Annotated in this window: 11 protein-coding genes; 3 read left to right on the top strand and 8 right to left on the bottom strand. The window is 68.0% G+C overall.

Annotated features, from left to right (window positions below; all coding sequences use genetic code 11):
- The first annotated feature begins 33 nt into the window (after window positions 1-33).
- Complete coding sequence (locus GPX89_RS02475; protein ID WP_157354863.1) at window positions 34-396, top strand: hypothetical protein; 363 nt, start codon at window positions 34-36, stop codon at window positions 394-396.
- Between the two features lie 40 nt (window positions 397-436).
- On the opposite strand, the gene GPX89_RS02470 is transcribed toward GPX89_RS02475, so the two are convergent.
- On the bottom strand, window positions 437-1,057 hold the full coding sequence (locus tag GPX89_RS02470) for a helix-turn-helix domain-containing protein (protein WP_157354862.1): 621 nt from the start codon (window positions 1,055-1,057) through the stop codon (window positions 437-439).
- A gap of 107 nt (window positions 1,058-1,164) precedes the next feature.
- On the opposite strand from GPX89_RS02470, the gene GPX89_RS02465 reads away from it, so the two are divergent.
- A complete protein-coding gene (locus tag GPX89_RS02465; protein ID WP_328601431.1) occupies window positions 1,165-2,016 on the top strand; it encodes an AzlC family ABC transporter permease in 852 nt (283 codons plus the stop codon).
- A gap of 43 nt (window positions 2,017-2,059) precedes the next feature.
- Entirely contained in the window at window positions 2,060-2,377 is a 318-nt protein-coding gene (locus GPX89_RS02460; RefSeq protein ID WP_157354860.1) for an AzlD domain-containing protein, read from the top strand.
- Between the two features lie 36 nt (window positions 2,378-2,413).
- Here GPX89_RS02460 and GPX89_RS02455 read toward each other — a convergent pair whose 3' ends face one another.
- From GPX89_RS02455 to GPX89_RS02425, 7 genes are all read right to left on the bottom strand, one after another.
- Window positions 2,414-3,142, bottom strand: a complete 729-nt coding sequence (locus GPX89_RS02455) for a dienelactone hydrolase family protein (protein ID WP_157354859.1) — start codon at window positions 3,140-3,142, stop codon at window positions 2,414-2,416.
- 237 nt (window positions 3,143-3,379) lie between these two features.
- Window positions 3,380-4,054 carry a hypothetical protein gene (locus GPX89_RS02450; protein WP_157354858.1) on the bottom strand — a complete coding sequence of 225 codons (675 nt, stop codon included), beginning with the start codon at window positions 4,052-4,054 and terminating at the stop codon, window positions 3,380-3,382.
- 13 nt (window positions 4,055-4,067) lie between these two features.
- A complete protein-coding gene (locus GPX89_RS02445) occupies window positions 4,068-4,517 on the bottom strand; it encodes an acyl-CoA thioesterase (RefSeq protein WP_328601642.1) in 450 nt (149 codons plus the stop codon).
- Window positions 4,518-4,555: 38 nt separating this feature from the next.
- A complete protein-coding gene (locus GPX89_RS02440) occupies window positions 4,556-9,457 on the bottom strand; it encodes an NAD-glutamate dehydrogenase (protein ID WP_157354857.1) in 4,902 nt (1,633 codons plus the stop codon).
- A gap of 897 nt (window positions 9,458-10,354) precedes the next feature.
- Window positions 10,355-12,031: an energy-dependent translational throttle protein EttA gene (gene ettA / locus GPX89_RS02435; protein ID WP_157354856.1), complete on the bottom strand. Its 1,677-nt coding sequence runs from the start codon at window positions 12,029-12,031 to the stop codon at window positions 10,355-10,357.
- 10 nt (window positions 12,032-12,041) lie between these two features.
- Window positions 12,042-12,491 (bottom strand): single-stranded DNA-binding protein, encoded by a 450-nt coding sequence (locus GPX89_RS02430; protein WP_157354855.1) that lies wholly within the window; start codon window positions 12,489-12,491, stop codon window positions 12,042-12,044.
- A gap of 118 nt (window positions 12,492-12,609) precedes the next feature.
- Entirely contained in the window at window positions 12,610-13,554 is a 945-nt protein-coding gene (locus tag GPX89_RS02425; protein ID WP_157386935.1) for a threonine/serine dehydratase, read from the bottom strand.
- Between the last annotated feature and the right edge of the window lie 8 nt (window positions 13,555-13,562).

The following is a 13,562-nucleotide window of genomic DNA, read 5'->3' as shown; positions in this document are numbered from 1 at the left end:
TTCAGAGTCTGAATGATTTAGGGAGAGAAGGATATGGACCTCTACACCGGCATCGCCATCGCCAACGCGGCCGTCGCGCTGATCTCGGGAATTTCGAGCACCGTCGGCATGGCCCGGCCCGCACTGGCGATACCCGGTGGTGGCCAGATCAACTCCGGCACAACATTTTTCGCCTACGCGTACGGCGCTCGCGCGGTGCCGCTGAGCGTCGTGATGCTGGCCTTGCTGGCCATGGGCACACACGGCGGACTGGTGCCGATCCTGATCGTGGCCGGGCTGGCGCAGATCGGCGACGGCATCATCGGTGCGACACGGCGCAATTGGCCGATGGCGGCCACCTGCGCGGCGCTCGCGGCGGTGCACCTGCTGTCCGCCCACTGGCTGACGCTGCACTGAGATGCCCTGCGCCGCAGAGGATTGCGGAGTCAGCCGCGGATCAGCTGTATTCGCTGATGAGCATGCCCCAGGTACCGGGCTCGAGCGCCTCGAAGACGTGGGGCATATCGCCGGGGTAGCAGATGTAGTCGCCGGGTGCGAGTTCGACCGGAGCCCCGGCGGGGCCGACCTTCGCGCGACCGACGGCCAGCACGACGTGTTCGACGACGCCGCGGCTGTGCGGATCGGACTCCCGGGGGTGACCGGGTTCCGCGGTGAGGCGGTAGATATCCCGGCGCACCGCGGGCGGGGAGGCCGCGAGCAAGGCGATCCGGTACTCGGATTGCCCCGAGGCGAGGGCGGGCGCCTCACCGGCCCGAATCACCTGGACCTGCGGGCTCGGCGGATCCAGCAGCCGGGAGAACTGGATGTCCAAGGCGATACAGAGCGCCCACAGGGTCTCGATGCTCGGATTCCCCGAGCCGGATTCCAGTTGAGACAGCGTCGACTTCGCGATCCCCGCGCGCCGGGCGACCTCGGTCAGCGAGAGCCCGGACCGGGCTCGCTCTCGGCGCAGCGCGCCCGCGATCGCTTCCTGCGGAGACGAGGGCTCCTGCGGCGCGGACGCCGTCGACGGCTGCGCGGCGGAAACAGGCTCTGAGCGGTCGGGCTGCTGGGTCATGATGGCGTTCACAGTACCGGCATGACGGCACGCCCCTTTGACGAACCCGGCCGGATGTGTTCATTATAGGAAACATGCGTTCGGCATGGCGAACACTCGATCGGGGTGTGCTCACAGGTATCGCGGCGATCTGCCTGGCAGTCGCCATGATCGGCGTATCTTACGGCGCGACCGCCGTGACCTCCGGATTCCCCGTCTGGCTGCCCATGCTCATGAGCGTCGCCGTGGTGGCGGGCGGCTCGGAATTCGTCTTCATCGGCATTCTCACCGCCGGCGGCGGCCTGGTCGCCGCCGTACTGGCCGGTCTGCTCGTCAATGCCCGGCACGTACCTTACGGCCTGTCCGTCCCCGACGTGATCGGCACCGGCTGGCGTCGGCTGCTCGGCACCCACGTCATGAACGACGAATCGGTGGCCATGGCCCTGGCCCAGCCGGACCGCGATCGGCGGCGGGCCGCCTACTGGCTGTGCGGACTCGCGGTGTTCGCCGCCTGGCCGATCGGCGCGGCCGTCGGCGCGATCCTGGGCGCGGTGGTGCCGGATCCCAACGTGTTCGGCTTGGACGCGGTGTTCCCGGCCGTGCTGTTCTCGCTCGTCATCCCGGCCCTGCGCGAACCCCTCACCCGCACCGCCGCGCTGGCGGGAGCCGCGGTGGCGGCGATCACCACCCCGTTCCTGGGCGCGGGACTGCCAGTACTGCTGGCACTCACGGCGGTGCTGCTCGTCGTGCGGCGCGCAGGGAATGTGGACGCCGTCGCGATCGACGACTCCGCCGGGATCGACAACCCAGTCAACGCAATCGACAGTCGGACCGCCTCGACCGACAGCCGCGCCCCGGAGACCGGACGCCGCTGCGACAACACCGACGGCCCGGGCTCGGATGAGGCAGGCACGGGCCGCGATCTTCCGATGGAAGCCGTCGGCGTCGGCACCGTCGTGACGACAGCCGGAACCGACTGATGCGGGCCGCATTTCGGCGTCCGACCGTCCGGAAGGCGCGCCGATGACCAAGGCGCTGCTCATGGGTGCGATGGCATTGGCCGTGGGCACCTTCGCATTCCGCTTCGCCGGACCGTTGTTGCGCAGCCGGATCAAGATCTCACCGCGCACCATCCGGCTGCTGGAGATCGCCTCGGTCGTGCTGCTCACCGCCCTCGCCGTGACCACACTGATGCCCACGCACAGCGGGCAATTCGGGTGGGCGCTGCCCGCGGGCGTGCTCGTGGCGGCCGGACTGGCCTGGAAGCGCGCACCGCTACTGGTGGTGATCCTCTCCGCGGCGGTCGTCACGGCCGGACTGCGCATGCTCGGCGTGCACTGACGCCGGGCGATTCCACGCCTCCACTTCGCGAGAGTCTCAGCCGCGCAGCAGATCCGCGAGCCGGGTCCAGGAATCCTCGGCGACCTCGGGGCGGTACCAGTCGCGGCCAGGGAAGAGGAAGCCGTGCGGGGCGGCGTCGTAGACCACGATCTCGTGCTGGATGTTGTTGGCGCTCAGGGCCGATTCGAGCTCCTCGCGGGCCTCGGCGTCGATGAGCGGATCCTCGCCGCCGAAGAACAGGGTGACGCGGCCGGTGATGCCCGGGGTCGCCTCGACGGTGGGCTCGGGGGTAGACAGCGGGATGTCGGTGTTGGTGAGCCAGCCCGGGTAGAAGGCGACGGTGACGGCCAGCGGGAGCTGGGTCGCGGCGTAGTAGGCGACGTGGCCGCCCGCACTGAAACCGACCATGTTCAGCGAAACCGCGCCGCGGCGGCGCAATTCGTCGAGGGCGGCGGAGATGTCGTCGACCACCTCGGGGCGCGTGAGAGTGCGCAGGAGTTCGAGGCCCCGGTCGCGGTCGACGTGCAGTTCGAGTTCGGCGCGCGGGGCGACACGGTGGAACAGATCGGGCATGACGGCGACGACGCCGAGGGAGGCCAGGCGGTCGGCAGCAGCCCGAGCGGTCGCGTGCAACCCGTAGATCTCGTGTCCCACAACGACTCCGGGGTAATCACCCGGCTCCGCGGGGCGCGCCACATAGGCGCTCATTACGGAATCGCCGACCTTCAGGTCGACCCACTCGGTCACGATCGCGACATCGGTCATGCCGCAAAGGTAATCGGGACCGGGCGAGGCGACAATCGTCGCCCTCAACCACCCGTCACGGGCGTGAAGGCCGGGGCCAGCAGCGCGATGCCCAGCGCCACGCCCGCGAGAATGCTCCTCAGGATCGTCATGGTGATCGCCCTCCCCGACGGCTGCGTTCGACTTGAACCGAACGTAAACCCGATCGAAAGGCATGACGAGCCAGGACATTCGGTGCCCCGCACGCTGGGGGCGGGCTCAGTGCGGGAGCAACGGCAGGGCGGGACCGCGGCGGCGGGCGACCGAACCGTAGCGGGCGTCCAGGCGCAGCCAGGTGCGGGCCGCGCGCACCCGCACGATCTCGTCGACCGAGATCCGGCGGGAATCGGTCTTCTCGCCGCCGTGCGGAATGAAATCCATGGCGGCGAGGGCGAAGACGACGCGCATGGGCACCTCGACCTGCTCGCCGCCGCCGGAGACGGTGAGCACCGTCTGATCCAGCAGCGCGGCGGGCGGGCCGTGCTGACTGCCGTGTTCCTGCGCCAATTCGGCTCCGCGCTCGGCCAATTCGACGAGCAGGCGCGCGGGCACATCGTCGATGTGGACGAACCCGGCCTCCGGCGGCAGGGCCGTGCGCCAGGCGGAATCCATGGCGTAGCCGAGCCCGAAGGCCCGGCTCGCGTCCGGTCCGTGCAGGCCACCGAGGATCGTGTCCCCGCCGACCGTCACGTCGTCCATCCCGAGTTCGGCCACCACGGTCCGCACCGCCAGCGCCTCGAATCCGGTGGCGGCCCAGGCGGAGACGTAGCGGTCCCCGCGCCGGCGCAGCCGGATGACCGCCGCCGGGTCCAGGCGCAGCGCGTGCGATATGAAGGTGGCCAGGTTCTCGCGTTCCGCGGGATCCGGAACGTGCAGGCTCAGCTGTCCCGACAACTGTCGTTCTCGGTCAGTCCGCCAGCCACAGCGCCAGGTAGTCGCGTTCCTCGGTGGTGAGGCGGCGTAGGCGCTGGGTGTCGATGTCGAAGGCGGCGAGCTGGGTGGAGGCGATCACCGCCGGCGGGGAATCCGGGGCCGCGCCGGCCGCGCGCACCTCGTAGCCGACGGTGAAGTCCACGGCGCGCAGCCGGGCGATCCACATGGAGACATCCAGCGGCGAATCCTCGTGCCGGAGCTGACCCTTGTACTGCACCCGCAGATCGGCCAGCACGCAGCCGGAGCGCAGCTTGACGGTCGGTCGCTCATCGAGGAACAGCCACGGAATGCGCGCCTCCTCCAGCAGGGTGACCATGCGGGCATGGTTGATGTGCTGGAAGGCGTCCATATCCGACCAGCGCACCTCGACCTTGGTGTGGAACCGCTTGGGTCCCTCCTGGGGGAGCGACTCCCCCAGGTTCACAGCGGTCTTGGCGTGGCCGTTCAGCGAACCGACACTCGTCAACGCGGTACCTCCGATTGCGCACCCACCCCGCTCACCATGCTGCGCACCTGCCGCGCCGCAACCGACAGCGTGGCCAGGTCGTGGGATCCGGATTCGAACAGTTCCGACAGGGCACTGCGTGCGCGGCCCAGCCGGGACTGGTTTTTCGACTCCCAGTATGCAATTTTCTCCTCGGCTGTCTCCTCCGGGTCACCCGCGGAGAGCACATCGAGGGTCAGCGAGCGCAGCGAACCGTACATGTCGTCGCGCAGCGCGAGGCGGGCCAGCGCGTGCCAGCGGTCGCCGCGTTCCAGGTGGCTGACCGCCTGCAACAGCCAATCGATCTTGAGGTGGTCGTTGAGCGCGTAGTACAGCGCGCCTACCTCCTCACCGCCGCGATCGGTGATGTCCGCGATGTCCAGCACATCCAGCAGCGGGAACAGGTTGAGCAGACCGAACACCTCGGTGGCCAGCTCCGAGGGCACGCCCTTGTCGGCGATCGCCTGGGACTGTTCGTTGAGGCTGTCGATGTGATGGCCGCGCAGCCAGCCGGGGACCTTGGGCGCGAGGGTGCGCACGCCCTGCGCGTAGCGGTGGATCTCCGCACCCACGGCGACCGGCTGCGGGCGGTTGTTGAGCAGCCAGCGCGAGGCGCGGTCCAGGGTGCGCTTGGTCTCGAGTTCCAGCGCGTCCTTCATGCCGGTGGGGACATCGGCGGTGCGGATGCGGTTCCACACCGCGTGCAGGTCGAAGATCTGCGTCGCCGCGGTGAAGGCGCGCACCGAGTCCGACGCCGACGCCCCGATCTCCTCGCCGAGCCGGAAGGCGTAGGTGATGCCGCCCAGGTCCACCACCTCGTTCACCAGCATGGTGGAGGTGATCTCACGGCGCAGGCGATGCCGCTTGATGGCCGAGGCGAAGCGGGTGCGCAGCGCGGTCGGGAAGTACTGCGGCAGCCGGGCCGAGAAGTACACGCTGTCGGGCAGATCGCTGGCGAGCAGATCGGCCTTGAGCGAAAGCTTCACGTGCGCCATGAGATTCGACAACTCGGGCGAGGTCAGGCCGGTGCCCTGCTCCAGGCGATGCTTCATCTCGATGTCGCTGGGCAGCGCCTCGAGTTCGCGGTCCAGGCCGCGGCGTTCCTCCAGATCCTCGATGACGCGCTGGTGCACGTTCAGCATGCGCGGCGCCTCGGCCCGCGACATGCCCATGAGGATGTTCTGGGAGACGTTGTCCTGCAACACGAGTGCGGAGACCTCGTCGGTCATCGAGGCCAGCAGCGGATTGCGGTCGGCCTCGGGCAGCTCGCCCGCCGAGACCACGCCGTCGAGCAGGACCTTGATGTTGACCTCGTGGTCGGAGCAGTCCACACCCGCGGAGTTGTCGAGGGCGTCGGTGTTCATCTTGCCGCCGTACCGGCAGAACTCGATGCGGCCCAGCGCGGTGACGCCCAGGTTGCCGCCCTCGCCGATCACCTTCAGCCGCAACTCGTTCGCGTTCACGCGGACCACGTCGTTGGACTTGTCACCCACGTCAGCATTGGTCTCGCTCGACGCCTTGATATAGGTGCCGATGCCGCCGTTCCACAGCAACTGCACCGGCGACTTCAGGATCGCCCGGATCATCTCCGGCGGCGACAGCGCGGTGATACCGGCGTCCAAGCCCAGTACCTCGCGCACCTGGTCGCTGATCGGGATCGACTTCACCGTGCGGTCGAACACGCCGCCGCCCTCGCTGATCAGCGAACGGTCGTAGTCGGCCCACGACGAACGCGGCAAGGCGAACATGCGCTCACGCTCGGTGAACGAGGTCGCCGCATCCGGATTCGGATCCAGGAAGATGTGACGGTGGTCGAACGCCGCCACCAGGCGGATGTGGCGCGAGAGCAGCATGCCGTTGCCGAACACGTCACCGGACATGTCACCGACACCGACCACCGTGAAGTCCTGTGACTGGGTGTCGATATCCATCTCGGCGAAATGCCGCTTCACCGACTCCCACGCACCCTTGGCGGTGATGCCCATCGCCTTGTGGTCGTAGCCCACCGAACCGCCCGAGGCGAACGCGTCCCCGAGCCAGAAACCGTACTGCTGGGCAACATCATTGGCGATATCGGAGAAGGTCGCGGTGCCCTTGTCGGCGGCCACCACCAGATAGGTGTCGTCACCGTCGCGGCGCAGCACCCGCGCCGGCGGCAGCACATCGCCGGTGGCGCGATCCACATTGTCGGTGATGTCGAGCAATCCGGAGATGAAGGTGCGGTAGCAGGCGATGCCCTCGTTCAGCAGCGCCTGACGGTCGGCGACCGGGTCGGCGGTCGCGGTCGGGGGGTTCTTCACCACGAAACCGCCCTTGGCGCCGACCGGCACGATGACCGCGTTCTTCACCGCCTGCGCCTTGACCAGGCCCAGGATCTCGGTGCGGAAGTCCTCGAGACGGTCCGACCAGCGCAGGCCGCCACGCGCGACCGGGCCGAAGCGCAGGTGCACGCCCTCCACCCGCGGGGCGTACACCCAGATCTCGAATTGCGGCCTGGGCTTGGGCAATTCGGCGATCTCCTGCGGTTCCACCTTGAACGACAGGTAGTCCCGGGTCTTGCCCTCGGCGTCGGTGACGTAGTAGTTGGTGCGCAGGGTGGCCTTGATCAGCCCGAGGATGGCGCGCAGGATGCGGTCGGCGTCCAGGCTCACCACCTCGTCGATGCGATGGCGGACCGCGGCTTCCAGCTCGGCGGCGTGGTCGGGATTGGCCGAGTCCGGATCGAAGCGGGCGGCGAACAGGTCGACGAACATGCCGGCCGCTTCGGGATAGGTCAGCAGCACGCGGGTGATGGCGGCCTGGCTGTAGGGGAAACCGGCCTGCTGCAGGTACTTCGAGTAGGCGCGCAGGATGGAGACGGTGCGCCAGCCCAGCCCCGCGCCCAGCACCAGTTCGTTGAGGCCGTCGGCCTCGGCGCGGCCGTACCAGAGCGCCTCGAAGGCGTCGGTGAAGCGTTCCCGCAGTCTGCGCACCTGCTCGTCGAGGACGTTCAGGCGACCCGCGGACTCCACCAGCTCGGCGTCCATATCGCGGTCCACCGCGCTGCGCAGCAATTCGGGGCGAGCCAGCAGACCGAAGTCGTAGACCCACTGCTCGGGGCCGGGATCCAGCTCGACCTGGTGCGGGCGCTCGTCGATCACCTCGACGCCGAGGCTCTGCAGCAGCGGCAGCACCTGGCTGAGCGAGATGCCGCTGCCGCCGATGTAGAGGGTGAAACGCCAAGCGCCCGGCGCGGAGTCGGCCTCGCGGTACAGGTACTGGTCGATGCCGCCATCGGCCAGACCCTGCAGCCGCAGAATGTCGGCGACGGCGCGGGTGGGCTCGAAGTCCTCCTTGTAGCTCTCCGGGAGGGCTTCGGTATAGCGCTGCACCACCACCGGATCCAGGACCGCGGAGGTGGCGACCTCGTCGCGCAGGTGGTCTTCCCAGGTGCGGCTGGTCTCAGCGAGCAGATGCTGGATGCGCAGGCGGTTGGCCTCGGAGGTGTCGGCGGCGATGCCCTGGTCGGGCAGGCGCACCGTGAAATACACGCTGGCGAGGTCGCTTTCGGACACGCGCGCCGAGTAGTCGATGGACGCGCCGCCCAGTTCGCGCATCAAGGTGTCCTGCATCTCCAGGCGCACGCGGGTGGTGTAGCGATCGCGCGGCAGGTACACCATGCAGGCCACGAAGCGGCCGTAACCGTCCATGCGCATGAACAGCCGGACCTGACGGCGCATGCCGACGTTCAGGACGGCGCTGGCGGTGCGGCGCAGGGCGTCGGCATCGGAGGAGAACAGCTCGGTGCGGGGGAAGGACTGGATGACCTCGAGCATCTCCTGGCCGGAGAAGGAGTCCAGGTCGAAGCCGCTGGCCTCGATGAGGGTGCGCACCCGGCGTTGGATGACGGGGATGTCGAGGACGTTCTCGTGCAGGGCGGTGACGGTGAAGACGCCGATGAACAGGTGCTCGCCGGTGACCGCACCGGATTCGTCCATCTCGGCGACGCCGACGAAGTAGGGGTAGACCGCGCGGTGCACGGTGGCGGGGACCAGGCCCTGGGTGAGCATGAGCAGCGGCTGGTCGCCGCTGTTGTCGGGGACGCGGAAGTCGGTGCCGACATTGGGGCGCAGCACGCCGAGGCTGGTCTCGGGCACGATGATGGACTTCGCCTGGCCGTCCACGGTGCTGCGCTCGTAGCGGGCGTAGCCGAGCACGGTGAAGTGGCCGTCGGCCAGCCAGCGCAGCAGGTCGGCGCAATCGGTGAGATCCGTTGCGGGGAAGGCGGATCTACCGGCCGCCGCGGCCGCGTCGAGCTCACCGGCGACGCGTTCCTGGGCCTCGCGCATGGCCTCGGTGTCCTCGATGACGCGGCGGACGTCGGTGAGCACATCGGGCAGCGCGGACTCGATCCGCTCGAGCTGGGCGCGGCTGGTGGCGGGGTGCAGCTGCACGTGCATCCAGGACTCGCGCAGGCCGGTGGAGCCGTTGCCGTCGACCTCGTGCGGCACCGCGGTCTCGAGGCGACCGGTGGCGTCGCGGGTCACCTCGAAGATGGGGTGCACGATCTCGCTGACGCTGACTCCCATGCGGCTCAGCGACGAGGTGACCGACTCCACGAGCAGGGGCATGTCGTCGGTGACCATCTGGATGGCGACGCCGAGCGCCGCCTCGTCATCCGCCTGATACACACGGACATTCGCGGTGCCGGGGGTGCGCTGGACGGCCAGATCGACGTGGCAGCGGAAGATGTGGGTGGAGGTCGTCGGGATGGCGCAGTCCGCGTCCCCGGCGTCCACGTGTCGGAAATATGCCTCCTCCAGGGACACCAGGTTGCCGCGCAGGGACGCGGGCAAACTCGCAGCCCAGGCTGCGCTGGACAGTTCGGACGAGACCGTCATTTCGCCAACTCCTCGGATTCGGTTCCGTAACAAAGTGACGCCGTTGCGAGAGTAGCTGGGCGCAAGATCTGCCGGGCTGAATTCCTCTCAATGCCGCGCCGCGTCTCACAATACGGACGAACCAGATGGTTCGCGGCCCTCGACCCCTACCCGAAATCTCCAGGTCGCCCACGACAAACCTTGCACTGAAACACAATTCACGCAAACGTGCGAATGCGAAACCACCTAGTTCGCTATCCGATAGCCGTTAACCAGCAAGATCATCCTCGGCCACTCGGCAAACCCCCAAACATCCAGCAAACGATCGCTAGACCAACACAACGGTGACGAACAGATCACCTCGACCGCCCCGAAAAACACCCAACGGTCCGATTTCCGGCACCACTCCAATCCATATCGACGCCGACATACGACCCCGGGCGGGTCTCGCAGCAACCGCCCGGATCAAACTACTCCCCTTGCCGCACAGCATCTTTCGTACGCTGTCAGGGCCATCCCAACATGTGATTCAAAATGCTCGGGGTCAGGTAGCCCGAGGGGAAGACTTCCCCGGTAGATGCGCGGCGAACAGGATTGCCTGCCGGGGTTCGTACCGGAAGTGTGGTCGTTTCACCTGCCCTACCGGACTTGGGCTGACGCCAGGTTGAGAGCCGTCCCCTCACATCCCGGCACACGAACTGCACGGATCACCACACCCGCCGCGTCGCCACGACAGGCCCCAAATCCCCGACACGCCGTGTCCTTTTCATCGAGTGGTACATCCTGGAGGGTTCTTGTCTGGTTCGTCCGGAAAAACGTGCCACTCGATGAAGGGGTGGGCGTCTTTTGCCTTTGAGCTCTTGGCTTTTCGCCCGGTCGGTCCCACCCATGCGGGTGGGACCGACCGGCGGGACGAGGTTATCCGCGGGTGAGCTTGCGGTGGGTGACGCGGTGGGGGCGGGCGGCTTCCGGGCCGAGACGCTCGATCTTGTTGGCCTCGTAGGCCTCGAAGTTGCCCTCGAACCAGAACCAGGAGGCCGGGTTGTCCTCGGTGCCCTCCCACGCCAGGATGTGGGTGCAGGTGCGGTCGAGGAACCAGCGGTCGTGGGAGATGACCACCGAGCAGCCGGCGAAGTTCTCCAGGGCGTTCTCGAGCGAGCTCAGGGTTTCGACGTCGAGGTCGTTGGTGGGCTCGTCGAGCAGGATCAGGTTGCCGCCCTGCTTGAGGGTCAGCGCCAGGTTCAGGCGGTTGCGCTCACCACCGGAGAGCACGCCCGCCGGCTTCTGCTGATCCGGGCCCTTGAAACCGAACGCCGAAACGTAAGCGCGGGAAGGCATTTCCACCTGGCCGACCTGGATGTGGTCCAGCCCGTCGGAAACCACCTGCCACACCGTCTTGTTCGGGTCGATGCCGCCGCGGTTCTGGTCGACGTAGCTCAGCTTGACCGTGTCACCGACGCGCACCGAGCCGCTGTCGGCCTGCTCGAGTCCGACGATGGTCTTGAACAGCGTCGACTTACCGACACCGTTCGGGCCGATGACGCCGACGATGCCGTTGCGCGGCAGGGTGAACGACAGATCCTTGATGAGCTGCCGGTCGCCGAAGCCCTTGTCCAGGTGCTCGACCTCGACGACCACATTGCCCAGGCGCGGACCGGCCGGGATCTGGATCTCCTCGAAGTCCAACTTGCGCATCTTCTCGGCCTCGGCGGCCATTTCCTCGTAGCGGCCCAGACGTGCCTTGTTCTTGGCCTGCCGCGCCTTCGCGCCGGAGCGGACCCAGGCCAGCTCCTCCTTGAGGCGCTTCTGCAGCTTCTGGTCCTTCTTGCCCTGCACCTCGAGGCGCTCGGCCTTCTTCTCCAGGTAGGTGGAGTAGTTGCCCTCGTAGGGGTAGGTGCGGCCGCGGTCGAGCTCGAGGATCCACTGCGCGACATTGTCGAGGAAGTACCGGTCGTGGGTGACGGCCAGCACGGCGCCCGGGTAGGAGGCCAGGAACTGCTCGAGCCACAGCACCGACTCGGCGTCGAGGTGGTTGGTGGGCTCGTCGAGCAGCAGCAGGTCGGGCTTGCTCAGCAGCAGCTTGCACAGCGCGACGCGGCGGCGCTCACCACCGGAGAGGTTGGTGACCGGCTCGTCCGGCGGCGGGCAGCGCAGCGCGTCCATGGCCTGCTCGAGCTGGGAGTCGATATCCCAGGCGTCGGCGTGGTCCAGGAACTCCTGGAGCTTGCCCATCTCCTCCATGAGCTCGTCGGAGTAGTCGGTCGCCATGAGTTCGGCGATCTCGTTGAAGCGGTCCAGCTTCACCTTGACCTCGCCGAGGCCCTCCTCGACATTGCCGCGCACGGTCTTCTCTTCGTTCAGCGGCGGCTCCTGCTGCAGGATGCCGACCGTCGCGCCCGGCGCGAGCCAGGCATCACCGTTGTTCGGCTGGTCCAGTCCCGCCATGATCTTCAGCACACTGGACTTACCCGCGCCGTTCGGGCCGACGACACCGATCTTGGCGCCGGGAAGGAAGTTCAAGGTCACATTGTCGAGCACGACCTTGTCGCCATGCGCCTTTCGCACCTTCACCATCTGGTAAATGAACTCAGCCATATGGGCAAGCCTAACTGTGTGTAGTAGCGGGTTCTCCGGCAGTGTCCGCATCCACGGACGGCCGTTCCACGGGGTCGGTCCGGTCAGGTCGACCGAAGGTTTTGCGCACCACCGGGGCGGTGCAACGACCCAGGTCGGGACCCAGTGCCAGGGCCCGCATCTCGAGGTCGGTGCGCTCCGCGCCGTCTCGGGTGGTGTACTCGTTCGAGCGCAACTGCCCGTACGCGATGATCGGATCACCTCGCTGAAGCGATGCTTCGACGCCGTCGATGATCCCCCGTCGCCAACAGCTTACGGTGAGATACAGCGTGCCACCGTCCACCCAATCTCCAGCGCCCTGATCGTAACGGCGAGCGGTGCTGGCCAGCCGGAAGCTCAGAAGCTGCTCCCCGTTCTGCAGGACCCGCCGTACCGGATGCGTCACGACCCGGCCGATCACCGCGGTATTCGCCTCGTACATTCCACTCCCCCTTGCCGATTCGAGCAACCGATTTCCGTCGCCTTCAAGCTTCGCCCGGGGGCAAGGCCATCGACAGACCCGAACCGGCGAGTGTGGACAACTCGCGGCCTGTGGACAACTACAGCGTCGCCAGGTCGGTATTCGCCCCGCACAACACGATTACCGGCCGCTCCCCCACCGCGGGCACGTACGCGCCGCTCTGGATCGCCGCCACCGCCGTCGCACCGGCCGGCTCCACCACGATGCGGAACTCGCGCCACAGGTACTCCCGCGCCATCACGATGGCGTCATCGCTGACCAGCACCGACCGCACCCCATAGCGCTGCGCCACCTCCATGGCGATATCGCCGATCCGGTTCGCGCCCAAGGAATCCGAGGCCACGCTGGACACCTCGACGTCCACCGGACGACCGGCCGCCAGCGCCTCGTGCAGCGTCGGCGCGCCGTGCGGCTCGACCCCGATCACGCGTCCCCGCAGCCCCAGCGCCACCGCGACCCCGGCGACCAGCCCGCCGCCGCCGACCGCGACCAGCACCGGCGGCCGCCCCCGCACCTGCTCCTCGATCTCGAGCCCGACCACCCCGGCCCCGGCCACGATCTCGGGCAGGTCGTAGGCGTGCAGCGGCATCGCGCCGCGCTCGGCCGCGAGCTGGGAGGCGTACTTGTGCGCCTCGGCGTAAGTCGTTCCGTGCCACAGCACCTCGGCGCCGTGCGACCACATGGCCGCCACCTTGGTGTGCGAGGCCGACTCGGGAACCACCACGGTGCACGACATTCCGCGCAGCGCGCTGGCCAGCGCCGCCGCGATACCGGCGTTGCCGGCCGAGGCCAGCACCACGCTGCTGCGTTCACCCCGCGCCTGCAGCAGCGCGTTGAGGCAGCCGCGCACCTTGAAGGTGCCGCCGTGCTGCAGGTGTTCGAGCTTGAGGGTCACCGGGACCGGGCCGCGCGGGCCCAGGATGTCGGTGTGGAAGACGGGTGTCTTGCGGGTGTGCCCGCGCAGCAGGCGGCGGGCCTGGCGCACGTCGGATCGGTAGAGCCGCTTGACTTTCCGGGTCGCCATGGCGACGT

This window comes from Nocardia terrae (assembly GCF_009760405.1).
GTDB lineage: Bacteria > Actinomycetota > Actinomycetes > Mycobacteriales > Mycobacteriaceae > Nocardia > Nocardia terrae.
Note: the sequence above shows the minus strand (reverse complement) of the source record. Positions and strands in the feature narration are given on the sequence as shown.

What these genes read in the sequence shown, in the direction of transcription:
- GPX89_RS02475 (WP_157354863.1), top strand. Translation starts at nt 34, where the DNA reads ATGGACCTCTACACCGGCATCGCCATCGCCAACGCGGCCGTCGCGCTG.
- GPX89_RS02470 (WP_157354862.1), bottom strand. Translation starts at nt 1,057, where the DNA reads ATGACCCAGCAGCCCGACCGCTCAGAGCCTGTTTCCGCCGCGCAGCCG.
- GPX89_RS02460 (WP_157354860.1), top strand. Translation starts at nt 2,060, where the DNA reads ATGACCAAGGCGCTGCTCATGGGTGCGATGGCATTGGCCGTGGGCACC.
- GPX89_RS02455 (WP_157354859.1), bottom strand. Translation starts at nt 3,142, where the DNA reads ATGACCGATGTCGCGATCGTGACCGAGTGGGTCGACCTGAAGGTCGGC.
- GPX89_RS02440 (WP_157354857.1), bottom strand. Translation starts at nt 9,457, where the DNA reads ATGACGGTCTCGTCCGAACTGTCCAGCGCAGCCTGGGCTGCGAGTTTG.
- ettA (WP_157354856.1), bottom strand. Translation starts at nt 12,031, where the DNA reads ATGGCTGAGTTCATTTACCAGATGGTGAAGGTGCGAAAGGCGCATGGC.
- GPX89_RS02430 (WP_157354855.1), bottom strand. Translation starts at nt 12,491, where the DNA reads ATGTACGAGGCGAATACCGCGGTGATCGGCCGGGTCGTGACGCATCCG.
- GPX89_RS02425 (WP_157386935.1), bottom strand. Translation starts at nt 13,554, where the DNA reads ATGGCGACCCGGAAAGTCAAGCGGCTCTACCGATCCGACGTGCGCCAG.